The organism is Paenibacillus gyeongsangnamensis (assembly GCF_027533625.1).
Classification (GTDB): domain Bacteria; phylum Bacillota; class Bacilli; order Paenibacillales; family NBRC-103111; genus Paenibacillus_G; species Paenibacillus_G gyeongsangnamensis.
In genome coordinates, this window is sequence record NZ_JAQAGZ010000013.1 from 1 (window position 1) to 24,332 (window position 24,332).

Genomic DNA, 24,332 nt, shown 5'->3' on the forward strand with positions numbered 1-24,332 from the left:
AGAGGCTCACGAGATGGTATGCCAAGAAAAGACAGCGTGCAAGATGGATGGGCTCGCTTCAAGAAGTAAGATTTCTGGCCAGTCAATGTGGACTTAAAACGCTCTTGTGATCTGCATGCACATGAATGACGAACATCGGAAAGCCGTATGAGGGAAAACCTCACGTACGGTTTGATGAGGAGGGGCAGATTTCTCTGCCCTTTACTCTAGTAAGAGAGCCGTTTATCCTGGGTTGATAAGAATTTATAAATTATAAGTTTTCACAACTTACAGCTTCGCATCAACCTTGATAAACGCGCTGGTTCTTGTAAGACAAGGACGGCGTAGCCGTTTATCCTGTGCGGCAGTCAAGCGCTTTACCCTTTGAGCAAAAACTCGTTTCCGTCGTTATCCTTGAACTTCGCATAGGTACCCCACGACATCACGTTCGGCTTGTCCACAAACTCCACGCCGCCGGCGCTCATGCGCTCGTAGGTCCCTTGAATATCGTCGCACTCGAATACAATGGACGGCTTCAGCTCGTTCCAGTTCGGCATCATCGTCTTCGGGTAGAGGACCAGACGGGATTCGGCTCCTTGCGGACGCACTTCGATCCAGCGGGCGTTCGGGCCCATCGGATGATCCGCCGCCACCTCGAATCCCGCCTTTTCCGTCCAGAACGTCAAGGCGGCCTGCTGATCCTCGACATAGATTGCTACCGTTGCCATTTGCTTGATCATGATTCGGTCCCCTTTGCCAAAGTATTGAACAAATTGAATATAGCATATTGCCGCTGCCATTGTCATAGGTTCCCCGATCGTGCCGGATCCATGCGGAATGGAAGCAACGCGGGCATGGAGCGGGCGTTCGGGATACTTTTTTGGCGTGTTCATCGGAGGCATAATCTGCTATAATGGCAGGTGATACATATGTTCGCTTTCTTGGGGGACGGATGGGAAACCGGGAAGCCCCGAGGAATGGAAATGGGGAAGAAACGTGCGGATTTTGGGGATCGATCCGGGGTATGCCATTGTCGGCTTCGGCTTTATAGATAAACAAGGGCACAAGCTGGTGCCCGTTCAGTACGGCTGCATTCAAACCGAAGCCCATACGGAGGATGCGGTTCGGCTCAAGCTGATTTATGACGCCGTCGTGCAATTAATCGAAAAATACAAGCCCGACGCGGTGGCGATCGAGAAGCTGTTCTTCAACCGGAATGTCACGACGGCGCTGTCCGTCGGCCAGGCCAGAGGCGTGCTGATGCTGGCCGCCATCCAGCAAGGGCTGCCGATCGCGGAATATACGCCGCTTCAAGTGAAGCAGGCGATCGTGGGCTACGGCAAAGCGGAGAAGAAGCAGGTGCAGGAGATGGTGAAGATGTTCCTGCATTTGTCGGCGGTGCCGAAGCCGGATGACGTGGCGGATGCGCTGGCCGTGGCGATATGTCACGCGCATTCCTCCACCTTGCACAATAAATTGAACGGAGCGCTGAAGCGATGATCGACTTTTTGAGAGGTGCGGTGGCGCACCGGGAGATGGACTATGTGGTGCTGGACGTCCGGGGCGTAGGCTACCGGGTATTCTGCGCGAATCCGTTCGCGGTGCAGCCGAAGGACGGGGAAGAGACGACGCTGTACATCCATTACCACGTGCGCGAGGACGCGCATTTGCTGTACGGCTTTACGACGCGGGAGGAGCAGGCGTTATTCCGGCTGCTGCTTGATGTAAGCGGGATCGGACCGAAGGTGGCGATCGGGGTACTCGCCGGAGGCCGGCCGGAAGTGATCGCCGCCGCGATCCGGCAGGAGAATCTGGCCTTCCTGACGAAGCTGCCGGGCATCGGCAAGAAGACGGCGCAGCGGATGGTGCTCGACCTGAAGGACAAGCTGGGGGCGCTGCCTTCCTCGGATGATGGCGGGCTGAGCGGCTTTGAAGCGGCGGCCGGATGGGCCGCTCCGGGAGAGGACGCCTGGTCGGAAGCGAAGGCGGCGCTGATGGCGCTCGGCTACACGGAAGCGGAGGCGGACCGCGCCGGACAGGCGATCAAGCCGAAGCTCGCCGGGGGCGAGACCGTCGATGCGGTGACGAAGCTGGCGCTGCAGGCGCTTTTTGCGCAGTCGATGAGATAATACCGACAGGAAGGGGGAGCACGGCATCATGGACGACCGCATTATATCCGCTCAATTGATGATGGAGGACGAGGTGATCGAATTCAGCCTCCGTCCGCGGTATTTGGCCGAATACATCGGTCAGGCGCAGGCGAAGGAGAATCTCAAAATTTATATCGAAGCGGCCAAGATGCGCAAGGAAGCGCTGGATCATGTGCTGCTGTACGGGCCTCCGGGTCTCGGCAAAACGACGCTGTCGAACATTATCGCCAATGAGCTCGGCGTGAATTTGAGGACGACGTCGGGTCCGGCGATCGAACGGCCGGGAGACCTGGCCGCGATTCTGACGAATCTGCAGGAAGGCGACGTCCTGTTCATCGACGAGATACATCGCCTGCACCGGACGGTGGAGGAAGTGCTGTATCCGGCGATGGAGGACTACGCCCTCGATATTATTATCGGCAAAGGTCCAAGCGCCCGTTCGGTGCGCCTGGACCTGCCGCCGTTCACGCTGGTGGGCGCCACAACGCGCGTAGGGCTGTTGTCCGCGCCGCTGCGGGACCGGTTCGGCGTCGTCAGCCGGCTGGAGTATTATACGGTCGACGAGCTGTCTTATATCGTCAGCCGGACGGCCGATTTGTTGAATGTGCAGATCGTCGGCGAAGCGGCGCACGAGATCGGCCTTCGCTCGCGGGGAACGCCGCGCATCGCGAACCGGCTGCTGAAGCGTGTTCGCGATTTTGCCCAGGTGAAGGGCGACGGCGTCATCACGCTCGATATCGCGCGCATGGCGCTGGTCAGCATTCAGGTCGATCCGCTGGGCCTTGACGAGATCGACCATAAGATGCTGCGGGCGATCATCCAGAGTTTCCAGGGTGGACCGGTGGGTCTCGATACGATCGCCGCTTCCATCGGGGAAGAGAGCCAGACGATCGAGGACGTATACGAGCCGTACCTGCTGCAGATCGGTTTCCTGCAGCGGACGCCGCGAGGGCGGATGGCCACGCCGCAGGCGTACAAGCATTTGGGACTGCCTATGCCTCAGCGTCCATAAGGGGCGCCTGGGTCAGGCGTGCCGTTGACACCGCTATATGGACGTGGGCAGGGTGAAGCCATGTGGAAGAACCCTGCCGGCACTTGCTCATTAGAGCCATGAGGCGGCACATGCAGACGATTGCTCGGAGAGATAAACAGGGAGAAACATGCAGGCGATTGCCCGGAATAAAGATGAATCGACATCGCTAACTGGGAGCAAGCAGGGAAAGCCGCATCCCGCCATCCAACCGGATGCGGGCGGGATAAGCTGTTCGCTCCAGCGGACAACGGATATCTATACCGGGAGAGGGGACTCAAGGTTATGAACGATTTGACGAATCCGCCGGGACGGGGCGGCTGGAAGCTGATGGCCGCGCTCGGAGCGGCGCTGCTCGGCAGCAGCGTAACCGGGATCGCAGCCGGACCGGCATACGCCGCGGAAGCGGCGGTGCCGAAGCTGGATACGATCCGGGTGGCGCTGTTTCTCGAGACGGCCAAATACAGCGCGCCGGCAACGTCGGTGACGCTGTCGGCTGAGGCCGGTCTGGCCCTTGGGCTGCGCGAAGCGGGAGGCGTGAAGCCCGTTTACGCCGCAGGGCCGCAGGAGGCCGTCCGCGCTTATGCGGACGGCTATCAGGCGCTGCTGCTCGAAACGGGCGACGCTGCCGAAGCGAAGGCGCTCGCTCAGAAGCGGACGGCCGGCGGGGATGATGTTGCTGTCGTGCAGCGTACGAGGGCGGGCAAGCCGGCCTATCAAGTGCTCCTTGGTCCGTTCGCGACCAAGGAAGCGGCTGCCGCCAAGGCGGGAGCCGCGGCGGCTGTGCAGGGCCCGCTGCACCTGCTGGCGGGCCAATATGTGACCGCCGCGGAGGCGCAGACGCAGGCGGCCGCCATCGGCGCGGCCGGCTTCGACGCCGACGCGGCGGTGCTGGGCGGCGACGCAGGCGGCTACGCCGTGCTCGTCGGCGCCGCCGCCGACAGCGCCGCGCTGCAGGCGCTGCAGGGCCAGCTCGCCGCCGCGCTGCCGGCCACCGCGCCCCAGCCGCTCGCGGCCGCGCAGCCTTACGCGCTGCTGCGCTCGGAGCTGGCCGTCGCCGCCGACGGCAAGGCATCGCCGCAGCAGGCGGCTGCCTTTGGCGGCGGAACGGCGGCCAAGCTGTGGGCCGCCTCCGCAGGGGCGCGGGGCACGGTGACGGTGCAGGAGCGCTTCGGGCGCGCCTACCGCGGCGGCATCGAGCTGTCGACGCTCGGCGGCAAGCTGGCCGTCGTGAACGAGCTGCCGTTCGAGCAGTATCTCGTCTCGGTGCTCGGCTCCGAGCTGAGCAAGGAATGGCCGATGGAGGCGCTGAAGGCGCAGGCCGTGGCGGCCCGAACGTTCGCGCTGAAGCAGAGCGCATCCAAATATACGATCGCCCAGGTAACGGATACGACACTCGACCAAGCCTATAAAGGGATCGCCGTAGAATTCCCTCAAGCCCTGCAGGCGGTGCAGGCGACGGAAGGCGAAGTGCTGACGAACAAGGGCAGCCTGATCGATCCGTTGTTTTACTCGAATGCAGGAGGTGTGACCGCCGATTCCGCCGAAGTATGGGGCAATGACGTCCCTTATTTGAAAAGCATCGCCTCTCCTGATGACGGCGCGGCCGCCGGGAAGAAGCTTTGGTACCGGATCGTACTGCCGAACGGGAATACGGGGTTTATCCATTCCGATTACGCCCGCGATACGGGACAGAAAAATCCGGCCGGTCTTCCTTATTACGAATCGACCGGGACGGGCATCGCCGTCCGTTCCGCGCCCTATGTAGACAATGCGGCGAATCCGGCCTTATTCAAGGTCGATATCGGCGACCGGTTCGTGGTAATCGGCCGGGAAACGGAATCCAACGCTTACTCCTGGTACCGGGGACCCTTTGACGCGGCGAAGCTGAAAGACAAGATCACGGCCTCCCTTCCGGGCGCTCTTCCGGGGGGGCTCGATTCGCTCGAGGTGACGAAGCGGGGCCCTTCCGGCCGGGTTCTTGAGCTGAAGGCCGGCGGCCAGCCGCTGAAGACCGCTTACCCGGATTCCCTGCGTTCTTTGCTGGGAGGATTACCCAGCACCCGGTTTGAAATCGAAGATACGGGACGGTATACTATACTGGGAGCGGACGGGACGACCCGCAGCCAATCGGCCGGCTCTCCCGCCGTATACGTCACGGCGGCCGGCGCGACCCCCGGCCCGCAGGGCGGCGGCGCGCAATATGTGCTGGACGGAAGCGGGCAAGTGAGGCAAGTGACGAAGACGCCGCAGTTTATTTTCAGAGGCAAGGGCAACGGACACGGCGTAGGAATGTCCCAATGGGGCGCCAAAGGCTACGCCGAGCTCGGCTACGATTACAAGAAAATTTTGCTGACATACTATCAGGGGGTAACGATTACCTCTAAATAAAGGAATGAAGCCATAGCCATGCAAGTGGATTTGTTCGATTACCATCTGCCCGAGTCGCTGATCGCGCAGACGCCGCTGCCGGATCGTACGGCTTCGCGGCTTCTGACGCTGGACAAGCGCAGCGGGACCGTCCGCCATCATCAATTCGAACAGCTGGCGGATTATTTACAAGCCGGGGATGTGCTCGTGCTCAACGACACGCGCGTCATTCCAGCCCGGCTTTTTGGCGTGAAGGCGGACACGGGCGCCAAGGCCGAAGTGCTGCTGCTGAAGCAGCTTGAGTCCGACCGCTGGGAAGCGCTGGTTCGCCCCGGCAAGAAGCTGAAAGCAGGGGCCGTGCTGCATTTCGGCGAAGAAGGGCAGCCTCCGCTGCTCACCGCCACAGTCGAAACGGAAGGCGAGATGGGGGGCCGGACGCTGCGCTTTCATTATGAGGGCATCTTTAATGAAATTCTCGACCGGTTGGGCCATATGCCCCTGCCTCCTTACATCAAGGAGCAGCTGCCGGAGCGGGAGCGGTACCAGACGGTGTACGCGCGGCACGAAGGATCGGCTGCGGCGCCGACGGCCGGCCTTCATTTTACGAAGGAATATTTGCATAAGCTGGAACAAAAAGGTATACAATTAGCGTATGTTACCCTTCATGTCGGTCTCGGCACGTTCCGCCCGGTTTCGGCCGAAACGGTCGAAGCGCACGAGATGCATGAGGAATACTATGAGGTGCCGCAGGAAACCGCGGACAAAATTAATGAAACCCACCGCCGCGGAGGCCGTATTATAGCGGTGGGCACCACCTCGTGCCGGACGCTGGAGACGGCGGCCGGAGAAGACGGAACGCTGCATGCGGGGAGCGGCTGGACCGGCATTTTCATTTACCCGGGCTACCGTTTCCGTATCGTGGATTCGCTGCTGACAAACTTCCATCTGCCGAAATCGACGCTGCTCATGCTGATCAGCGCGCTGGCCTCGCGGGAGTATGTTCTCGCCGCTTATAAAGAAGCGGTGGAGAAGGAATACCGGTTCTTCAGCTTCGGCGACGCGATGTTCATTTACTGACGACCCACAAGACATACAACCGATTGTTTGGATAGAAAAGAGGAATTCTATTGGCTATCACCTATGAATATATTAAGACGTGCAAGCAATCCGGAGCGAGGCTCGGACGCGTACACACGCCGCACGGTACGATCGAGACACCGGCCTTCATGCCGGTAGGCACGCAGGCGACCGTGAAGACGATGAGCCCCGAGGAATTGAAGGCGATGGATGCGCATATCATCCTGAGTAACACCTACCATTTGTTCCTTCGTCCGGGTCATGATATCGTCAAGGGCGCCGGCGGCCTGCACAAGTTCATGAACTGGGACCGGCCGATTCTGACGGACAGCGGCGGCTTCCAAGTGTTCTCTCTGAGCGAGATGCGCAAAATTACGGAGGAAGGCGTGGAATTCCGCTCGCATTTGAACGGGGACAAGCTGTTCATCTCACCGGAAAAGTCGATCGAGATCCAGAATGCGCTGGGCGCCGATATCATTATGGCGTTCGACGAATGCCCGCCTTACCCGGCGGAGCACAGCTACGCGAAGCACTCACTGGAGCGGACGACCCGCTGGGCGGAACGGTGCCTGAAGGCGCATGCGCGTCCGGAAGAGCAGGGGCTCTTCGCGATCGTGCAAGGCGGCATGTATGAAGACCTGCGCAAGCAGAGCGCCGCTGAATTGACTTCCATGAATTTCCCGGGGTATGCTATTGGGGGACTCAGCGTAGGCGAACCGAAGCCTCTTATGTTCGAGGTGCTCGATTATACGGTACCGCTGCTTCCGGCGGACAAGCCGCGCTATTTGATGGGCGTAGGCTCTCCGGATGCACTGGTTGAAGGCGCTATCCGCGGCATCGATATGTTCGACTGCGTTCTGCCGACCCGGATCGCCCGCAACGGCACGGTCATGACCAGCCAAGGAAGAATGATCGCCCGCAACGCGAAGTATGCCGACGATTACGGCCCGCTGGATCCGGAATGCTCCTGTTATACATGCAGCAACTATTCCCGGGCGTATATCCGTCATCTGCTGAAGGCCGATGAAACCTTCGGCATCCGGCTTACGACTTATCATAACCTGCATTTCCTGCTGGAGCTCATGCGTCAGGTAAGGGAAGCGATCCGTCAGGACCGGCTGCTTGATTTCCGGGACGAGTTCTTCGAGCGCTACGGCATCGACGAGAACAGCAAAGGGTTCTAATGCATTAAGCAATAGATAACCGATTCATGATAAGGGGGAAGAATCCGATGTTTTTGGCCCAAGACGCAGCTGCGGCTGCACCGGCGGGAATCGAGAGCTATCTTGTCACCTACGGCCCGCTCGTATTAATGTTTGTCGTATTGTACTTCTTACTTATTCGTCCCCAGCAGAGGCGTCAGAAAACCCGCAACATGATGCTCGGCAACTTGAAAAAAGGGGATAAGGTCGTTACGATCGGCGGCCTGCACGGCACGATTCTCGAACTGAACGACGATACGGTTATTCTGCGCGTGAACGACGTAACGAAGCTGACCTTCGACCGCTCTGCCGTGAATACCGCAACTACCTCGGCACCGGCACCGGCGGAAGAGAAGAAATAAGCTGAAGTCTCCTAAAGACCAGGCGAACAGAGAGCAGCGCAAGCTCCTTCATGAAGAAGCTTGCGCTGCTCTTTCGTTTTCGAGGTCCTCATTTTTTCAAATTAACCCCGATGATCCCGCCCAGGGCGCCCATCACGAAAGCCAGACCCGCCAGCACGAGCATCTCCTTCGTGAACCCGTTGTCAAATGCGAGGAACCCGATCATCCAAATCGCGCCGGTGTACACGAGCCCGAGAAGCCCTCCGTGATACCAGCCTCGGCTGCTGCTCCGCTTGCCTGACATGATCCCGCCGAGAAGCATTGCGATGCCGTGGATGGTGAGCGTAGCCCCAAGCCAGGAGCTCTCGGGCCAGCTTGTGCCCAGCAGCAGCAGGGAAACGGCCAGCGTTCCGACCAGCGTGGACAGCCCCGCCGCGGCAAATCCGGACCATAGGGGAGATTGTTTCATCGAATCCACCTCCGAGCCAACCTTGGTATACCTCATTGTATGGGCCCGTACAAGAAAATAGTACAGGTTGCTCCCAACAATTCACCCGAATGACATTCGATCCCTATGGCCACAATAGAGGAGCGAACCATTCCCGGGGAGGACAATAACGATGGATATGGTCACCCTCTTTTTCCGTACCCTGTTGATTTATGCCGTCGTCTTCATCACGATGCGCGTCATGGGCAAACGGGAAATCGGCAAGCTGTCTGTCTTCGACCTGGTCATCTCGATCATGATCGCCGAAATCGCGGTTTTTGTGCTCGAAGATACGGGCAAGCCGCTGATGGAAGGTATTTTACCCATGTTCACGCTGGTGGGCATCCAGCTGCTCATTGCTTATATTTCACTGAAAAGCGAGCGCCTCCGCCGTTTCATCGAGGGCAGGCCCTCACCGCTCATCGAGAACGGCAAGCTGAACCGGGAGGAAATGAAGCGTCAGCGGTACAATCTCGACGATTTGCTTCTTCAGCTGAGAGAGAACCGGGTGCTGAATGTGGCCGACGTGGAATTCGCCATTCTGGAGCCTTCGGGGAAGCTGACGGTGGCCGAGCGCAAGCCGGTTAAAGAGCCGCCTGCGAAGGCGGCCGGGTTTCGGTATGAAGAGCTGCCGCTCCCCTTGATTATGGACGGCAAAGTACAGGATGAGAGCCTGCAGAAGCTGGGCAAGACCCGCTTCTGGCTCAAAAGCCAGCTGCAAGCCCACGGCATTAAGGACTTCAAGGAAGTGTTCTTCTGTTCCGTGGATCATCGGGGCAAGTGGTTTATCGATAAGAAGCGGTAGCTTCAGACGGCCGCCGGGTCATTTGACCAGGCTCTTGCCGAGCCAGAGCAGCCGGAACAGGTCGTTCTTGTCGAACAGCTTGAATAGGAGCGCCAGCGCCAAATAGACGGCCATGCCACCGACACACGAGGTCGCGAATCGCACCCAATCGCTGTCGATCCATACGTTAGAAATCAGGAGGCGGCTCATGATGCCGGTTCCCGCCATGCACAGGCCGACCTTGGCAAAATCGGACAGCTGCATGTGAAACTGAAGCAGCCGGACGATGCTGGTCCAGTGCAGCACGGTCACAAGCATAATATTGACGCTGATCGCCATGACCGCGCCGAGGATGCCGAACTCGGGACGGCTTGCCAGCAGCCAAATGAGCGTCAGCTTGACGCACGACCCGGCCAGCGTATTGACAAGGGCGCTGCCGGGTCTTTCGAGCGCCTGGAGGGCGGCCTGCAGCGGGGCCTGCAAATAAATAAACATGGCGGCCGGGGCCAACATGCGGAGCATGCTGCCGACGCCCGGCTGACCGTACAGATACCGGCAAATCGGCTCGGCCAGGACGAACATCAAGACGGCGAACGGCGCGCCCGTTACGAGCGCCAATTTCAAGGACTGATGCAGGCGGGCGTGAATCGTCTTGAGATCGTTCTTGGCAGCCGCTTCCGACAGCGACGGCACAAGAGATACGGCAAGCGAATAGGTGAGTGCGCCCGGCAAAAGGAGCACCGGTATGACCATGCCTTGAAGGGCGCCGTATTGCGCCGTCGCCAGGCCGGTGGCAATTCCCGCGGCGGCCAGGCTCTGTACGACTAGAATGGCCTCGAAGAAATAGGAAAACGAACCGACGAGCTTGCTGCCGGTAACCGGCAAAGCCAGGCCTAGCAGCTGCTTCAGCCCGCCGCCGTAAGCTAAACGGCCCGCGCCTCCTGTCTTTGCCGGTTTCCGGCGCGCAAGGCGATGGCGGTCCTGGCCGTAGAGCGAGACCAGAACGGCCATGGCTGCAATTTCGCCGATCAGGACCCCGACCATCGCCCCCGCCGCCGCGTATTCCAGCCCGTAAGGCAGCATCAGGTAAGCGAACGATAGCATCGTGAAGATGCGTACGATCGTCTCCAATACTTGGGAAACAGCGGTTGGGATCATGTTATGCCTGCCTTGGAAGTAACCACGGAAGACCGATGATACTCCGACGATCAGAATGATGGGGGTCATGCACACAATGGTCAGATAAACCCGCTGGTCGGTATACAACAGCTGAGTGATCCACCGGGCGCCGAGCAGGATGACGGCGGTGAATGCGAGGCTGAGCGAAGCCGACAAAGCCATGGCGATCCGGAAAATGCCGCGCACCCGCGCCTCGTTGCCCTCCGCTTCAGCGGCGGCCACGAGCTTCGCTACCGCGATGGGAATGCCTCCGGTGATCAGTGTAAGAATCACGATGAGGAACGGGTAGCCCATCTGGTATAACCCGACGCCTTCCGCCCCGATGATGCGGGGCAGGGTAATCCGCGGAATAAAGCCGAGAATGCGGTTGACGATGCCTGCGGCCAGCAGGATCAGCGTCCCCTTGATAAACGATTGTTTGGTCATTAGGGTTACCCTCTTTCCTTAAGAAAGCTCCGAGACTAAGGCGCGTACAAGTCCTATTCCATGGATATGCGGAACCTGTCCGAATGCATGCAATATTTTTGCGGCAGCAGGAAATAGGAGAGAAACAGCGAAATGATTAAGTGCGGAAAGCGCCAGACCGGAGGGATGAAGCATGGATCAAGAGGAGAAGAAGCAGCCGGAGCACCAGGGGCCCTTGGAGGAGCGGGAACAGCAGCCTCGGGAAACCTTCCGGCAGGACGGAATCAAGACAGCGGAGAGCGTGCCTTATATGGAGCGGTTTTACGAGTCTTCTTCCGAAGAGGCGATGGCGGTGGAAGCGAAGGACCTCGTTGCCCTGCCCGCGCCTGAATTGGAAATACCAGAAGCCCGGGAGACCGGGGAAGAAGGTCTTGTGGAGCTGAATCTGGGAGAGCTGGCCGCGGCTGCCGTACAAGACGAAGCGCCCCTGGAGCAGGAGGAGTCTCCGGAGAGTGCGTTGTCTGATGAAGAGCTGAGCGGGGTGCTCGAGGAACTTTGCCGGAGCAAGGCGGAGGAATTCCGGATGCTCGGCTATGAGCAAGTCATAGGCAAAGATATATGGGATTGCGTCAGCGATAAGTACAAAAAAACCGGAATTCCGCCGCTGCACCGGATCGTAAACGACATTTTGTCGCTGAAGGTGACGGGATTTATGAATTGGATGACGATGAGCATATACAAGGATGCCCGTTAGACGCTTCAAGTCGGACGGGCTCTTTTTTTTGTCTAAAAAGACCGGATTCTCCAAAAAGTCGCAAATTGACTCGATTTTCACAGGTGAGTATAATAGGAATATTGAGTATGGAAGGAGATCGTTATGGACATCAAAAGAATTGTCGCTTTTTTCGGCATCGTTGTGATTGTGTTCGCTTCGATCGCAGTGACAAGTCCGAACTTGGTTAAGAACATGAGACTCGGGCTCGATCTGAAAGGCGGCTTCGAAATCCTCTATGTGGCGACGCCGATCGAGGCCGGGAAGACGGTCACGAAGGATTCGCTAAAACAAACGGCAACCAGTCTGGAAGCTCGGGCCAACAAGCTCGGGATTGCCGAGCCCGACGTCACGACGGAGGGAACGGATCGCATCCGCGTAAGACTGGCGGGGGTCAGTAATGAAGAGGAAGTCAGGAAAGTCATCAGCAAGCCGGCGGAGCTCTCCTTCCGCGGACCTGACGGAACGAAAGAAATGATCGGCAGCGATTTCGTAGAGAATGCGGCCAAGGTTGGCTTCGACCAATCGAACCGGCCGATGATTTCCATCGAAGTAAAGGATAAGGAGAAGTTCAAGAATGTGACGCAGAAGCTGCTTCAGCAGCCGCTTGCGATTTACTTGGACGAGACCCAATTGTCCGCCCCGATTGTACAGCAGGTGCTGACAGACGGCAAAGCGACGATTACAGGCAATTATTCTTACGATGAAGCCAAGAAATTGGCCGATACGATCAACCTGGGCGCACTGCCGCTCAATTTGACCGAGAAATATGTACAAAGCGTTGGAGCTACGCTAGGTCAACTGTCTTTGCAGGAAACGGTGAAAGCCGGTCTGATCGGTTCGATCCTGATCCTGATCTTTATGCTGGCTTTGTACCGTATTCCGGGCGTTGTCGCTTCCATTACGATTATCACGTACGGCTGGCTGCTCCTGGTCGTATTCGATTGGATTCATGCGGCGCTGACCCTTCCGGGGATCGCGGCGTTTATTCTCGGGATCGGGATGGCGGTCGACGCCAATATCATTACCTATGAACGGATCAAGGAAGAGATCCGCAGCGGCAAGAGCATTCTCTCCTCCCTGCGTTCGGGGTCCAAGCACTCGTTCCGTACGATCATGGACGCCAATATAACGAACGTTATTGCGGGCTTCGTACTCTACTATATCGGCAACGGCGCGATTCGCGGCTTTGCCCTGATCAATATGCTCAGCATCGGACTCAGTATCATTACCAACGTATTCCTGGCTCGCCTGCTCATTCACTTGCTCGTTCGCGGCAACCTGTTTAAGAAGCCGGCTTATTTCGGAGTGAAGGAGGCGGAAATCCGTGAGCTCTAAGCCGCGTTTCGATTTCATTAAGCATCGTAAGAAATTTTACTTGGGTTCTTTGATCATCCTGGTTCTTGGCCTCGTCATGCTGCTCATCAGCGGCATGAATTACGGCGTCGACTTCAGAGCCGGCACCTCGATGGATATTACCGTCGGACAAGCGATCGACAAGGCGAAGGCCGACCAGGTCTTCAAAAGCGTCAATGCGGAGCCGGCCGTTATGACGATTGGCGGGACGAACAATGACCGGCTGTCCGTCCGGTTCAATGATATTTTGAAGGACGATTCCATCAAGAAAATCAAAGATGGCTTCGTCGCGGCCTACGGGGACAAAGTATCTCAAGAAGTTAACACGGTCACGCCGGATATGGCCATCGAGCAGAGGAACAAAGCGATTCTTGCCATCGGCATCGCGAGCCTTGCGATTTGCCTCTATGTCACGATCCGTTTTGAATGGCGTTATGCCGTGGCTTCGATCGTTGCCATTCTGCACGACGCTTTTATGGTTATCGCCTTCTTCACGATCTTCCGGTTCGAAGTGAACCTGCCGTTTATGGCGGCGATCCTGACCACGATCGGTTATTCGATCAACGATAAGATCGTTATCTTCGACCGCGTACGTGAAAATATGCGGTTTGCGAAGCTGAAGACGCCGGAGGATCTGGCCAAGCTGCTGAACGACAGTATCTGGCAGACGATGCATCGGAACATCAATACCGTGCTCACGGTCTTGATTGCGGCACTCTGTCTTCTGATCTTCGGCAGCCAGTCCATCAAGCTGTTCGCCCTGGCGAAGCTGATCGGTTTGTCCAGCGGCGCGTACTCTTCCATCTGTATCGCTGCGGGACTGTTCTACTTCTTCAAACGCAAGTCGCTTCAAGCGGCCAAGAAGAAAGCAGCCGCGTAAAGTTCATAGCATCCGGCCGCGCGAAACGGCAGTTTCCGCGGCCTTTCTCAATTGATAAAACTACCTTGATAAACGTGCCGGTTACTGGTCCGTGAAAGGACCTGGGCCCGTTTATTCCGGGTTCACTAGGGGTTGCTTATGTTAAGCCATCCTGATCTCATGGAGGAGTGGCCTCATGACGGATAGCCACCGTTACAAGAAAGCGGAATTTGCCGCCAGGATCGGTATTGCGGGAAACCTCGCATTGGCTTTGCTGAAAGGAATCATCGGCTATGCTGCCGGAAGTAAGGCGCTGCTCGCGGACAGCCTTCATACGGCATCAGAGGCGGCTGCCTCACTTGCCGGAGGAGCGGGTCACCGGGAGCTGAAGGTGCAGCCGGGCCGCATTCCGGGTAACCCGGAGTTAACCAAGGCGATCGTTCTTTCAACGATATGGCTTGTTCTCGGCCTGGAGATCGGCTTGTCTTCCGTTAAGTCCATCGTGTACGGCGTAACGGCGCCCCCAGTAAAGGCGGCATTCATTGCTGTTATCCTATCGATCGTATTGAAGGAAGCACTGTTCAGAGCCTTATACCGTAACCGGGATATGGCTTCGAGCGGCAGCTCCGCGGAGCGTCGTTCGGGCATCTATTCTTCCTTGACGGCATTAGCCGGTACGGGAGGAGCTATGCTGGGGGACTACCTCCATATGCCTTTCCTGTATTATCTGGATCCGATAGCCGGCGCGGTCGTTTCGCTCCTCGTCTTGAGATGGGGCTATCGACTTATCTCGGAATCGATACATAGCCCTGCGAACCGTCCGCTGCACCAAAAGGAGTCGGACGATTTGCTGGACACCGTACAGCGGATTAAAGGCGTTATTGCCGTGGATGAGCTCCGGGCGCGTGAGCAGGGCCATTATGTGATCGTGGATATCAAGCTCAGCGTCAATCCGCGGATTAGCGTACAGGATGGCCATGATATTGCCAAGACGGTCAAACAAACGCTTATGAAAAGGTTTACCCATGTATCGGACGTATTCATCCACGTTCATCCTTACGATCCGGGCTATCCTTACAAGAGCGAGGATCCGGAGCACGACGACCTGCCTACGGTGCTCCATTAATGAAGGGAAGGAAGTGCTGGCATGCTTCAAGCAAAGGCAAGATGGAACATCGGCCAGCCGGACGAGCAAGCGGCTAATCGGCTGGCGGAGGCGTTAAGCCTTCCTCCGCTGCTCGCCCGGCTGCTGGTTGCCCGGGGCATCACCGACATCGAACATGCCGCCAGTTTTTTACACGGAGGAACGGATCAAACCCACGATCCGTTCCTTTTAGATGGAATGGACCGGGCGGTTGAACGCATCCGGCGTGCGCTTGAGCACGGGGAGCGAATCCGCGTATATGGAGATTACGACGCCGACGGCGTCAGCAGTACGACGTTGATGGTTCATCTGCTCAGGATGCTCGGCGCATCATTCGACTATTACATACCGCACCGGGTGCATGAAGGGTACGGGCTTAACTGCCCGGCGCTCGATGCAGCCCGGGAACGGAACGTTTCTCTGATCATCACCGTCGATACCGGAATCAGCGCAGTGGATGAAATCGCGTATGCGAACTCGCTTGGCCTGGATGTCATCGTGACCGACCACCATGAGCCTCCGGAGTCGCTGCCAGGCGCTTATGCCCTCATCAATCCCAAGAAGCCCGGCTGTCCTTATCCGTACAAGCATTTGGCCGGCGTCGGCGTCGCTTTGAAGCTTGCTCAAGCGCTTCTGGGCCGCTGGCCGGATGAGCTGCTCGAGTTCGCCGCGATCGGAACCGTAGCCGATTTGATGCTGCTGACGGGAGAGAACCGCCTGATTGTGAAGCAAGGGCTGGAGCGGATGCGTTCGACCTCCAATGAGGGCATCAAGGCGCTTCTGGAAGTATCCGGCATAGCCGTGAAGGAAGTGAATGCTTCGCATATCGGTTTTTCCCTCGCTCCCAGGATCAATGCGAGCGGAAGGCTGCTTAGCGCGGATTCGGCGGTTCGTCTGCTGACAACGGACAGCGGGCAGGAAGCCGAGCAGCTCGCATCCGAGCTCGACTTGCTGAATAAAGAGCGGCAGCGGATCGTCGAGGAGATGACGAAGCAGGCGACGGCGATGGTCGAAGCCCGCATGGAGGACGGAGGCCTGCCGGAAGCGATCGTCTTGGCTCACGAAGAGTGGAATGTCGGCGTGATCGGAATCGTCGCTTCCAAGCTCGTCGACCGCTTCTACAGGCCGACCGTTATCCTTGGGATCGATAAAGAAACGAACATGGCCAAAGGGTCGGCGAGGTCCATCAACGGCTTCGACATGTATAAGGCCTTGTGCCACTGTCAAGACCTGATGGATCATTACGGAGGCCATCAGATGGCGGCGGGAATGTCGCTGCACCGGGATCGACTTGCCGAGCTGCAGGAGCGGATGTGCAGGCTGGCGGCGGAGTGGCTCGGACCGGAAGACTGGATTCCGATGATCCAAGCCGACATGCGATGCGATTGGGGCGATGTCGGTCTGGAAAGCATCCGGCAGCTTGAGCTGCTGGGGCCGTTCGGGTCGGGCAATCCCTCGCCGAAATTCGTATTCAGCGGCTTGTCCCTGAAGGAGCTGCGAACGATGGGCAAGGAGCAGCAGCATCTCAAGCTGAGCTTGAAAGGCGGAGCCGACGAAGCCGCGGCTGCAGTGGATGCTGTTGGCTTCAATAAGGGAGCCTTGGCCGAATGGATCTCGCCTCATGCCGCCCTCGATGTGCTGGGCGAGCTGTCCCTTAATGAATGGAACGGGGTTAGACGCCCGCAAATTATGATGCAGGATTTGAAAATATCGGAGATTCAGCTGTTCGATTGGCGCGGCACCCCGCGGCCGGACCGGAAGCTGCTGGAGCTTGCGGGCCGTCTTGCAGACCATGCGGGAGCCTCAGCCGAGCCTGCCGCGGTGATGTTCTTCTCGGGAGACGAGCCTAAGGCCCTCGCGAATCCGGCGATGCCCGTCGGCTTGTGGCGTTCGGATCCCTTGGGAATGCCGCAGCCGCTGAATGCGTGGGCCCGGGAGCATGCGTGGGAGAAGGCCAGAACGGTGTTCATGTATTACCTTCCCGACAGCTTCACTCAGCTCGACGGCGTCATGGCGCAAGCGGCCGGAGTCGAGCGGATCTACGCTGCGTTTGGCGGTACGGAAGTAGACAAGATGGCCGGCCGGCTGCCGGACCGCGATCAATTTAAGAGCGTATACGGCCTGATTGCCGCTTTGCGGCAGGGCGCAATGCCATTTGAAGGTCCCGAGGGCTTCCTCGGGTGGGTCGTCCGGCGTACGGGGCTTGATCCGGTCTCGGCCGCTTTTATCGTACGCGTGTTTGAGGAGCTTGGCTTTATCCGGCGTCATGACCCAGGTTATGTGCTTGTCCCGGATGCGCCGAAGAAGGATTTGGCGGTCTCCGCTTTGTACCAGGCCCGCAAAGGAAGGCCCGGGGTAGAGCAGGAGCTTCTGTATTCCACAGCCAAGGAATTGGCCAAGAGACTTATTGAACCGAAACATCGGAATCTATCATTTTTGGAGGAAATCCTATGAATTTCAAAGAACATATCCGTGTGATTGAGGATTTTCCTGGGCCGGGCATCAGCTTTAAAGATATTACGACTTTGCTGAAGGACGGACCGGCCTACAAGGCTGTTATTCAAGAACTGGCCAAACGCCTGGCGGGCAAAAAGATCGATTGCATCGCAGGTCCCGAAGCCCGCGGTTTTGTTATCGGTGCGCCGCTTGCCTATGAGCTCGGCGTCGGGTTTATCCCGATCCGCAAGAGCGGCAAACTGCCCGGCGAGACGATTGAAGCCGACTACGCGCTAGAGTATGGCAAGGATAAGCTTGCGATGCACAAGGACGCCATCCAACCCGGCCAAAAGGTGCTGATCGCCGACGACCTGCTCGCTACGGGCGGGACGATCTCGACCTCGATCCATTTGGTCGAGCAGCTGGGCGGGGAAGTGGTGGGCGCGGCCTTCCTGATCGAGCTGCTGGAGCTCAACGGACGGGAGAAGCTCGGCGGAGCCGAGGTCATCTCGCTGGTCCAATACTGATATCGAAAGAACGCCCTCCCCACTGTCGGCTGACGGTGGAGAGGGCGTTTTTTTACGGGCGATGAACGGTTTTGACATGGTCGATGTGCATGAAAGAGGATGCGCCGGTAGAATTCACGATTTCGATCAGCGGGGAATCCGCGGTCTTCAGCAGTCCGATCGTTTCTGCGTTCTCGCCGAGGTTTAAAACGACAAACTCGCCTTCAAGCTTTTTGAGCTGCTGCTCCATATTGCGTGCCAGCGAAATCGGGTTCGGATAGAGGGGGAAAGCACTTGGATTCATGGAATACGGGGTCGTATTCGGTTCGTAAGGAATCAGGTATTTGAGATGGCGCATGGACACAAGCAGGAAATGATGGAGCGGGGAATGGAATACGAAGAAATCGTTCATGATACTGGCAACATAACCATGAATGGATTTATTTCCCGTTATGAATAGCTCCGTGAACATGCCTTTGGCGTTCATTAACACCTTGCGGTAGGAAAGATCCGACTTCGGCTCCCATACTGCGGCAGCGGCAGCCTCCGATTCGGCTTCGGGCTTCTTGGAAATGGAAATCTGCTGCAGATGGAGAATCGGAATGTAAATGAACTGCAGATCGTCTTGGATGACGAGGATGTCGCTGCCGAGCTCAAGAAGCTTTCCGCGCAAAGGGTCTTTTTTTCCCGAAACGGTGAGCTCGACTTGTTGGTTCAGAAAGGCTTGGATCGTTTTCAAGGGGTTCACCTCCTCAAAGTTTTCCGGAGGAAAACTTCTTCGTAAGCATAAACTTGGGTTTTGCATAGAGTTTTCCGAATGACAGCATCTTTGTAAGCGTTTTACCAATAACATCCGTTATAAAAATAACCGTCATCAAAAGACGGTTAAGGTTAAGCTCCCGGGCCTGCGTGGATTGGCATGACCCGGTTGCTCAAGCGGTGAGGAGACCGCATGTATACTTGAGGGTAGCTGGAAGCAGCAGGAGACGCGGAACGAAAGCTAAGCGGGAGTCTGCCGGTGCAGCGGATCACTCTTATCGGTTGCGTGTGCCGCGGGCGGAGTTCGAGTTCCGGGTATTCGTCCGGTTGTTAGCTCCCGATTTCTTCGTGTTGCGATTGCCCCTGGTAGCGTTCGTGTTTTGCATGCCGCTGCGATTGCCGCGGGAAGCGTTTGATCGGTTGTTTTTATTCGAACGGTTATTTTTGTTCGATCGGTTGTTTTTGTTCGATTTATTATTTTGGTTCGACCGATTGTTTTTATTGGACCGGTTGCTGCCGCTTTTGTTGTTGTCATTGTTGCCGCGGCTGCCGTTGTTGTTGCCCTTGCTGCCATTGTTGTTGTTGCCCTTGCTGCCGTTGTTGTTATTGTTGTTGCCGCCGCTTTTATTGCCCTTGCTGCCCGAGGTTATGGATATGCTCTTGATGTGGAACAGCGGAATGCGGACCACTTGATTTTTGACGACGAGAAGGACAAAAGCGTTGTTGGTGTCGGAGATGACGCCCTCCAATTTTTCCGGGCCCCCGCGGTTGATTTGCACGAATGTGTGACGAAGCTCCTGCAGTACTCCGTTAAAGGTAGTTGCCGCAACCGGAACCATCATTCCTGTGGAAACGGAGCTTCTTTGTCCCTGCAGTTCGGTGATGCTTTTGATGTGAGCCGCTACGACGAAGATCAGGGTACCGCTGCTTCTCAGCACCAGAAAGTCGGAACGAATAGCAACGAGCGTACCGGTGATCGAATCCGGTCCTCCGCGGTTGATTCTTACCTGAGTACCGATTAGGTTTTGAAGCTGGCCATTTTGAGACACTGAACATTCTCCTCTCTTAGATAGGTAACGTGTGTTTCTAGCAATTACAAACCGCGGCAGCGATGAATGCCGGACCCGAAATTTTTCATCTCTTTATAGCAAACGCTGGCTTGAAATGAGGCTTAGGCTTTTTCCCCCTTTCATTTGCGGTGAGTGGCGGTTTGTAATAGTAGGATATGTGGTAGCTAGCAAAACGTATGGATTGGAATCTAGTGATCTCTTAAATTCCACGCTTGTCTCGGCGGAAGACGTGAACAGGCGGAGGCCGAAGTTCACGGTCCTTTTCCCCTAGCAGGGCGGAGCTTGCTTCTACTAGAAAACGATGCGGCGCATGCCATGGAGCGGCAGACGCCGTGTCCGCTCATTGCCCCCGGACATAAGGTAAAGTAGCACAAGAAGCCTGATCTTGACGGATAGGCTTCTTACGTTTTCCGGGAGATGATAGGGAGGGGATCGGCTTGGCGGAGCTGCCGGTAAGGCATATCGTGATAGGAACGGAAGCGCTGCGAACGCTTCAGAACAATGTATGGAGCGAACGGTACGTCCAGGCATGGCTGGCGGGAAGCGGGGGCGGACGCGTGCCGGTCCGGATCCGTTACAGGGGAGGGCATACGCGGGAATACCCGAAGAAATCGTACGAAGTCGTCCGGGGAGGCAGGACCTATCATTACAACGCCGAATACGACGATCCGTCGATGATCCGCAACGCGCTGTCCTTTCAATTCTTCCGGTGGATCGGCGTTCCGAGCCCTCGGACTAAGCATTGTCTCCTGTATCTGAACGGTGAAAGCCTGGGGGTTTATCTTGAAATCGAAGGCGTGGAGGACGCCTTCTTCCGCAAGAGAGGCATCGGCGCCGGCCCGCTGTTCTATGCTGTAAACGACGATGCCAATTTCAGCCTGGTTAAGGGAGATTCGAATCGGCGCAAGGCATCCCTGCTGGCCGGCTACCAGCAAATGAAAGGGACGGTAAAGGACCGCGAACGGCTGAGGCTGTTCATCAGCCGGATCAATACGCTGCGTTCCAAGCAGCTCGGGATGTACATCCGGCAACAGCTCGATGTCGACAACTACCTGCGCTGGCTGGCGGGGGCGGTGCTCACGGGCAACTACGACGGCTTCGATCAGAACTACGCCATTTACCGGCATAAGACGAAGCTGAAATACCGCATGATTCCATGGGATTACGAAGGAACGTGGGGGCGGAACTGCTACGGCAAGCCTTGCGGGAGCGACCTGGTAAGGATTCAGGGCTATAACAAGCTGACCTCTAAGGTTCTCGCATTCAAGGTCGCACGGAGCCGGTATAAAACGCTGCTGATGCAGTTTCTGGGGACGTCGTTTACCGTGGAGCGGATCGTCCCGGTGGCGGAGAGGATGCACGAATCGATTCGTCCGCATATCATCCGAGACGGCGCCCGCAAGTGGTCCGTATCGGACTTTGACGGGGAGACCCGTTTTATCCGGAATTATATTCAGGAACGCAGACAGCTGGTGCAGGAGGCCCTCCGCAATCTGTAAAGTGCCAGCAAATGGATCGGCTTCCATCCCGAAGCTCGTTTCGTGTCGGTTTGTCCCGTATATTCTTGACGTATGGCACGATTCAAGGGCATAATGGATTAAAATCGATTTAAGGGAATGGATGGACGGATGGAGATCGAGCAGCTTCTTGAGAAGGCATCCAAATATATAAAAGAAAGCGACCTCGGCCGGATCAAGGAAGCTTACGATTTTGCGGACCGGGCCCATTACGGTCAAGTCCGGAAGTCCGGCGAGCCTTATATCCTGCATCCGCTTGCGGTCGCGGACATTCTCGTCAACATGCAGATGGATACGACGTCCATCATTGCGGCGCTGCTCCACGACGTCGTTGAGGATACGACGGTATCCCTCGATACTGTGAAGGAGAAATTCGGTCCGACTTGCGCGATGATCGTGGACGGCCTCACCAAGCTCGAGAAGATCAAGTTCAAGAGCAAGGAAGAGCACCAGAACGAGAACTACCGCAAAATGTTCGTCGCTATGGCTCAGGACATCCGCGTCATTCTGATCAAGCTCGCGGACCGGCTGCACAACATGCGCACGCTCAAGCACCAGTCCGAGGAGGCGCAGCGCCGCATCGCGGACGAAACGCTGGAGATTTTCTGTCCGATCGCCCACCGGCTCGGGATCTCGGCCATCAAATGGGAGATGGAAGACATCGCCCTGCGCTATCTCAATCCGCAGCAGTATTACCGCATCGTGAACCTGATGCAGAAGAAGCGGACGGAACGGGAGCAGTATATTAACGACGTCATTGCGACCGTCCGCGAGAAGCTCCAGGAGATGGGCATCGACGGGGACATCTCCGGCCGGCCCAAGCACATTTACAGCATTTATAAGAAGATGACGGTGAAGAGCAAGCAGTTCAATGAAATATACGATCTGCTCGCTCTGCGCATCATTGTCGATAATATTAAGGACTGTTACGCCACGCTGGGCATCATTCACACGCTGTGGAAGCCGATGCCGGGACGGTTCAAGGATTACATCGCCATGCCGAAGCCGAACATGTACCAGTCGCTCCATACGACGGTCATCGGCCCCAAGGGCGAGCCGCTCGAGGTGCAGATCCGCACGTTCGACATGCACCGCACATCCGAGTACGGGGTGGCGGCGCATTGGGCGTATAAGGACGGCACGGGAACGCCGTCCGGCATGTACGATGACAAGATGCAGTTTATCCGCGAAATTCTGGAGCTTCAGAACGAAGCGCAGAACGCGCAGGAATTCGTGGAATCGCTCAAGATGGATTTCTTCGCCGACCTTGTCTTCGTCTTTACGCCCAAAGGAGAAGTTATCGAGCTGCCGGCAGGCTCCGTGCCGCTGGACTTCGCCTACCGCATTCACACCGAGGTGGGCAACCGGACGATCGGCGCCAAGGTCAACGGCCGGATCGTGCCGCTCGACCATAAGCTGAAGACGGGCGATATCGTCGAGATCCTGACCTCCAAGCATTCTTACGGTCCGAGCCAGGACTGGGTCAAGATCGCGCAGTCCTCGCATGCCCGAACGAAGATCCGGCAATGGTTCAAGAAGGAGAAGCGCGAAGAGAACGTCCTGAAGGGCCGCGAGGGGATTGAGCGCGAGCTGAAGCGTCTCGGCTATGACGCCTCTTCCCTTATGAAGGACGACGAGATGCTTGAGGTTGCGCGGAAATTCAACTTCAACGAGATCGAGGATATGCTGTCGGCCGTCGGTTTCGGCGGCATTACGGCGGCGCAGATCGTTACGCGTCTGACGGAGAAGCTTCGAAGGGAAGCGGAGGAGGCGCAGCAGCAAGCGCTTCAGCTGACGAACGAAGTCAAGGAAATGAAATCGGCGTCCGCCGATAAGGACCGCAAGGGCCGTCCGACAAACGGTGTACGCGTGAAGGGCGTGGATAACCTGCTTGTCCGCTTCGCCCGCTGCTGCAATCCGGTCCCCGGCGATACGATCGTCGGCTATATTACGCGGGGGCGGGGCGTATCCGTCCACCGCGCGGACTGTACGAACATTCCTTCTCCGGAATGCAGCGAAGAAGGAAACCGCGTGATCGAAGTGGAATGGGCGGACAACGTGGAAGCCAATTACAACGTCGAAATCGAAATTACGGGACACGACCGTCACGGGCTGCTGAACGAAGTGCTCCAGGCGGTCTCCGAGAGCAAGACGATCATTTCGACCGTATCGGGCCGTTCGGACAAGAACAAGCTGGCGATGATTCACATGACGATCCTGATCCGCAACATCGATCATTTGCATTCGGTGGTGGAGAGGATCAAGCGAGTCAAGGACGTTTATTCGGTGCAGCGGATCATGCAGACGTAAAACGGCAACGCACGGGAATTTGTTAATTAGTTTGTATAGAAACGGGGTTAATAGGAATCCGATGAAGGTTGTGCTTCAGCGCAGCAAATCAGCGCAGGTTACGGTAGATGGCGTGACAGTAGGCAGAATTGAGCACGGTTTCGTTCTCTTCGTCGGCGTAACGCACGAGGATACGGAGCAGGATGCACGGTATTTGGCGGATAAGATCGCGGGACTGCGTGTGTTCGAGGATGACCAGGGCAAAATGAACTTGTCCATCCTTGAGACCGGCGGACAAGTTCTGTCCGTATCGCAGTTCACGCTGTACGGAGACTGCCGCAAGGGCAAGCGGCCGAACTTTATGGCTGCGGCGCGGCCGGAGCAGGCCGAACCGCTCTACGAGCGGTTCAATGCGATGCTGCGGGAGCAGGGGCTCCGCGTCGAAACGGGCCGGTTCGGCGCCATGATGGACGTCTCGCTCGTCAACGACGGGCCGGTGACGCTCATTCTGGAGAGCCGCGGCAGCGGCAGCTAAGGTTTCAGGGATACAGGCGCCGCTTCCTGGGAAAACTGTGGATAACGACCCCATGGTTTCGACCAGAAAAAGGAGCCTTGTCCTG

At 57.2% G+C, this 24,332-nt stretch carries 22 protein-coding genes; 17 read left to right on the forward strand and 5 right to left on the reverse strand.

The features are described 5' to 3' along the window. Positions 1-356: 356 nt before the first annotated feature. Positions 357-719, reverse strand: coding sequence for a VOC family protein (locus tag O9H85_RS19705; protein ID WP_269883314.1), 363 nt, complete (start codon positions 717-719; stop codon positions 357-359). A gap of 256 nt (positions 720-975) precedes the next feature. On the opposite strand from O9H85_RS19705, the gene ruvC reads away from it, so the two are divergent. The 7 genes from ruvC to yajC all read left to right on the forward strand — a co-directional run bounded on the left by ruvC (position 976) and on the right by yajC (position 8,170). Then, a complete protein-coding gene (gene ruvC / locus O9H85_RS19710; RefSeq protein WP_269883136.1) occupies positions 976-1,479 on the forward strand; it encodes a crossover junction endodeoxyribonuclease RuvC in 504 nt (167 codons plus the stop codon). Beyond that, positions 1,476-2,108, forward strand: coding sequence for a Holliday junction branch migration protein RuvA (gene ruvA, locus O9H85_RS19715; RefSeq protein ID WP_269883137.1), 633 nt, complete (start codon positions 1,476-1,478; stop codon positions 2,106-2,108). The genes ruvC and ruvA overlap by 4 nt, the downstream gene beginning before the upstream one ends. A 28-nt stretch (positions 2,109-2,136) precedes the next feature. Further along, positions 2,137-3,141 (forward strand): Holliday junction branch migration DNA helicase RuvB, encoded by a 1,005-nt coding sequence (gene ruvB / locus O9H85_RS19720; protein ID WP_269883138.1) that lies wholly within the window; start codon positions 2,137-2,139, stop codon positions 3,139-3,141. Between the two features lie 303 nt (positions 3,142-3,444). Then, positions 3,445-5,550 (forward strand): SpoIID/LytB domain-containing protein, encoded by a 2,106-nt coding sequence (locus tag O9H85_RS19725; protein WP_269883139.1) that lies wholly within the window; start codon positions 3,445-3,447, stop codon positions 5,548-5,550. 18 nt (positions 5,551-5,568) lie between these two features. Beyond that, entirely contained in the window at positions 5,569-6,606 is a 1,038-nt protein-coding gene (queA, locus tag O9H85_RS19730) for a tRNA preQ1(34) S-adenosylmethionine ribosyltransferase-isomerase QueA (RefSeq protein ID WP_269883140.1), read from the forward strand. 44 nt (positions 6,607-6,650) lie between these two features. Continuing rightward, complete coding sequence (tgt, locus tag O9H85_RS19735; RefSeq protein ID WP_269883315.1) at positions 6,651-7,790, forward strand: tRNA guanosine(34) transglycosylase Tgt; 1,140 nt, start codon at positions 6,651-6,653, stop codon at positions 7,788-7,790. Positions 7,791-7,837: 47 nt separating this feature from the next. Further along, a complete protein-coding gene (yajC, locus tag O9H85_RS19740; RefSeq protein WP_269883141.1) occupies positions 7,838-8,170 on the forward strand; it encodes a preprotein translocase subunit YajC in 333 nt (110 codons plus the stop codon). A gap of 88 nt (positions 8,171-8,258) precedes the next feature. Here the strand turns inward: yajC and O9H85_RS19745 are convergent, their stop codons facing one another. Beyond that, on the reverse strand, positions 8,259-8,618 hold the full coding sequence (locus tag O9H85_RS19745) for a TIGR04086 family membrane protein (protein ID WP_269883142.1): 360 nt from the start codon (positions 8,616-8,618) through the stop codon (positions 8,259-8,261). Positions 8,619-8,769: 151 nt separating this feature from the next. On the opposite strand from O9H85_RS19745, the gene O9H85_RS19750 reads away from it, so the two are divergent. Further along, complete coding sequence (locus O9H85_RS19750; RefSeq protein WP_269883143.1) at positions 8,770-9,441, forward strand: DUF421 domain-containing protein; 672 nt, start codon at positions 8,770-8,772, stop codon at positions 9,439-9,441. An 18-nt stretch (positions 9,442-9,459) separates the two neighbouring features. Here the strand turns inward: O9H85_RS19750 and spoVB are convergent, their stop codons facing one another. Next, entirely contained in the window at positions 9,460-11,025 is a 1,566-nt protein-coding gene (gene spoVB / locus O9H85_RS19755; protein ID WP_269883144.1) for a stage V sporulation protein B, read from the reverse strand. 172 nt (positions 11,026-11,197) lie between these two features. Between spoVB and O9H85_RS37485 the strand changes: the two genes are divergently transcribed. From O9H85_RS37485 to O9H85_RS19785, 6 genes are all read left to right on the forward strand, one after another. Next, positions 11,198-11,758 carry a post-transcriptional regulator gene (locus O9H85_RS37485; RefSeq protein ID WP_333474229.1) on the forward strand — a complete coding sequence of 187 codons (561 nt, stop codon included), beginning with the start codon at positions 11,198-11,200 and terminating at the stop codon, positions 11,756-11,758. 123 nt (positions 11,759-11,881) lie between these two features. Next, positions 11,882-13,114 carry a protein translocase subunit SecD gene (gene secD / locus O9H85_RS19765; protein WP_269883145.1) on the forward strand — a complete coding sequence of 411 codons (1,233 nt, stop codon included), beginning with the start codon at positions 11,882-11,884 and terminating at the stop codon, positions 13,112-13,114. Then, on the forward strand, positions 13,104-14,012 hold the full coding sequence (gene secF, locus O9H85_RS19770; protein ID WP_269883147.1) for a protein translocase subunit SecF: 909 nt from the start codon (positions 13,104-13,106) through the stop codon (positions 14,010-14,012). Before secD ends, secF begins: the two co-directional genes overlap by 11 nt. A gap of 175 nt (positions 14,013-14,187) precedes the next feature. Beyond that, positions 14,188-15,117 carry a cation diffusion facilitator family transporter gene (locus O9H85_RS19775; RefSeq protein WP_269883148.1) on the forward strand — a complete coding sequence of 310 codons (930 nt, stop codon included), beginning with the start codon at positions 14,188-14,190 and terminating at the stop codon, positions 15,115-15,117. Positions 15,118-15,138: 21 nt separating this feature from the next. Further along, positions 15,139-17,589: a single-stranded-DNA-specific exonuclease RecJ gene (recJ, locus tag O9H85_RS19780; RefSeq protein ID WP_269883149.1), complete on the forward strand. Its 2,451-nt coding sequence runs from the start codon at positions 15,139-15,141 to the stop codon at positions 17,587-17,589. Then, positions 17,586-18,098 carry an adenine phosphoribosyltransferase gene (locus O9H85_RS19785; protein ID WP_269883150.1) on the forward strand — a complete coding sequence of 171 codons (513 nt, stop codon included), beginning with the start codon at positions 17,586-17,588 and terminating at the stop codon, positions 18,096-18,098. Before recJ ends, O9H85_RS19785 begins: the two co-directional genes overlap by 4 nt. Before the next feature lie 52 nt (positions 18,099-18,150). Here O9H85_RS19785 and O9H85_RS19790 read toward each other — a convergent pair whose 3' ends face one another. Both O9H85_RS19790 and O9H85_RS19795 read right to left on the reverse strand, forming a co-directional pair. Further along, positions 18,151-18,825 (reverse strand): DUF2642 domain-containing protein, encoded by a 675-nt coding sequence (locus tag O9H85_RS19790; RefSeq protein WP_409348171.1) that lies wholly within the window; start codon positions 18,823-18,825, stop codon positions 18,151-18,153. Positions 18,826-19,111: 286 nt separating this feature from the next. Then, on the reverse strand, positions 19,112-19,885 hold the full coding sequence (locus tag O9H85_RS19795; protein ID WP_269883152.1) for a hypothetical protein: 774 nt from the start codon (positions 19,883-19,885) through the stop codon (positions 19,112-19,114). 458 nt (positions 19,886-20,343) lie between these two features. Here O9H85_RS19795 and O9H85_RS19800 point away from each other — a divergent pair, with 458 nt between their 5' ends. The 3 genes from O9H85_RS19800 to dtd all read left to right on the forward strand — a co-directional run bounded on the left by O9H85_RS19800 (position 20,344) and on the right by dtd (position 24,247). After that, positions 20,344-21,405, forward strand: coding sequence for a CotH kinase family protein (locus O9H85_RS19800; protein ID WP_269883153.1), 1,062 nt, complete (start codon positions 20,344-20,346; stop codon positions 21,403-21,405). A gap of 129 nt (positions 21,406-21,534) precedes the next feature. Then, positions 21,535-23,733 (forward strand): RelA/SpoT family protein, encoded by a 2,199-nt coding sequence (locus tag O9H85_RS19805; protein ID WP_269883154.1) that lies wholly within the window; start codon positions 21,535-21,537, stop codon positions 23,731-23,733. 61 nt (positions 23,734-23,794) lie between these two features. Further along, on the forward strand, positions 23,795-24,247 hold the full coding sequence (gene dtd / locus O9H85_RS19810; protein WP_269883155.1) for a D-aminoacyl-tRNA deacylase: 453 nt from the start codon (positions 23,795-23,797) through the stop codon (positions 24,245-24,247). The last annotated feature ends 85 nt before the right edge of the window (positions 24,248-24,332 follow it).

Excerpts from the sequence above, each read along its gene's own strand:
- O9H85_RS19775 (WP_269883148.1), top strand. The coding sequence starts at position 14,188 with ATGACGGATAGCCACCGTTACAAGAAAGCGGAATTTGCCGCCAGGATC.
- O9H85_RS19705 (WP_269883314.1), bottom strand. The coding sequence starts at position 719 with ATGATCAAGCAAATGGCAACGGTAGCAATCTATGTCGAGGATCAGCAG.
- O9H85_RS19785 (WP_269883150.1), top strand. The coding sequence starts at position 17,586 with ATGAATTTCAAAGAACATATCCGTGTGATTGAGGATTTTCCTGGGCCG.
- ruvB (WP_269883138.1), top strand. The coding sequence starts at position 2,137 with ATGGACGACCGCATTATATCCGCTCAATTGATGATGGAGGACGAGGTG.
- spoVB (WP_269883144.1), bottom strand. The coding sequence starts at position 11,025 with ATGACCAAACAATCGTTTATCAAGGGGACGCTGATCCTGCTGGCCGCA.
- O9H85_RS19725 (WP_269883139.1), top strand. The coding sequence starts at position 3,445 with ATGAACGATTTGACGAATCCGCCGGGACGGGGCGGCTGGAAGCTGATG.
- yajC (WP_269883141.1), top strand. The coding sequence starts at position 7,838 with ATGTTTTTGGCCCAAGACGCAGCTGCGGCTGCACCGGCGGGAATCGAG.
- dtd (WP_269883155.1), top strand. The coding sequence starts at position 23,795 with ATGAAGGTTGTGCTTCAGCGCAGCAAATCAGCGCAGGTTACGGTAGAT.
- O9H85_RS19805 (WP_269883154.1), top strand. The coding sequence starts at position 21,535 with ATGGAGATCGAGCAGCTTCTTGAGAAGGCATCCAAATATATAAAAGAA.
- recJ (WP_269883149.1), top strand. The coding sequence starts at position 15,139 with ATGCTTCAAGCAAAGGCAAGATGGAACATCGGCCAGCCGGACGAGCAA.
- O9H85_RS37485 (WP_333474229.1), top strand. The coding sequence starts at position 11,198 with ATGGATCAAGAGGAGAAGAAGCAGCCGGAGCACCAGGGGCCCTTGGAG.
- queA (WP_269883140.1), top strand. The coding sequence starts at position 5,569 with ATGCAAGTGGATTTGTTCGATTACCATCTGCCCGAGTCGCTGATCGCG.
- O9H85_RS19745 (WP_269883142.1), bottom strand. The coding sequence starts at position 8,618 with ATGAAACAATCTCCCCTATGGTCCGGATTTGCCGCGGCGGGGCTGTCC.
- ruvA (WP_269883137.1), top strand. The coding sequence starts at position 1,476 with ATGATCGACTTTTTGAGAGGTGCGGTGGCGCACCGGGAGATGGACTAT.
- O9H85_RS19750 (WP_269883143.1), top strand. The coding sequence starts at position 8,770 with ATGGATATGGTCACCCTCTTTTTCCGTACCCTGTTGATTTATGCCGTC.
- secD (WP_269883145.1), top strand. The coding sequence starts at position 11,882 with ATGGACATCAAAAGAATTGTCGCTTTTTTCGGCATCGTTGTGATTGTG.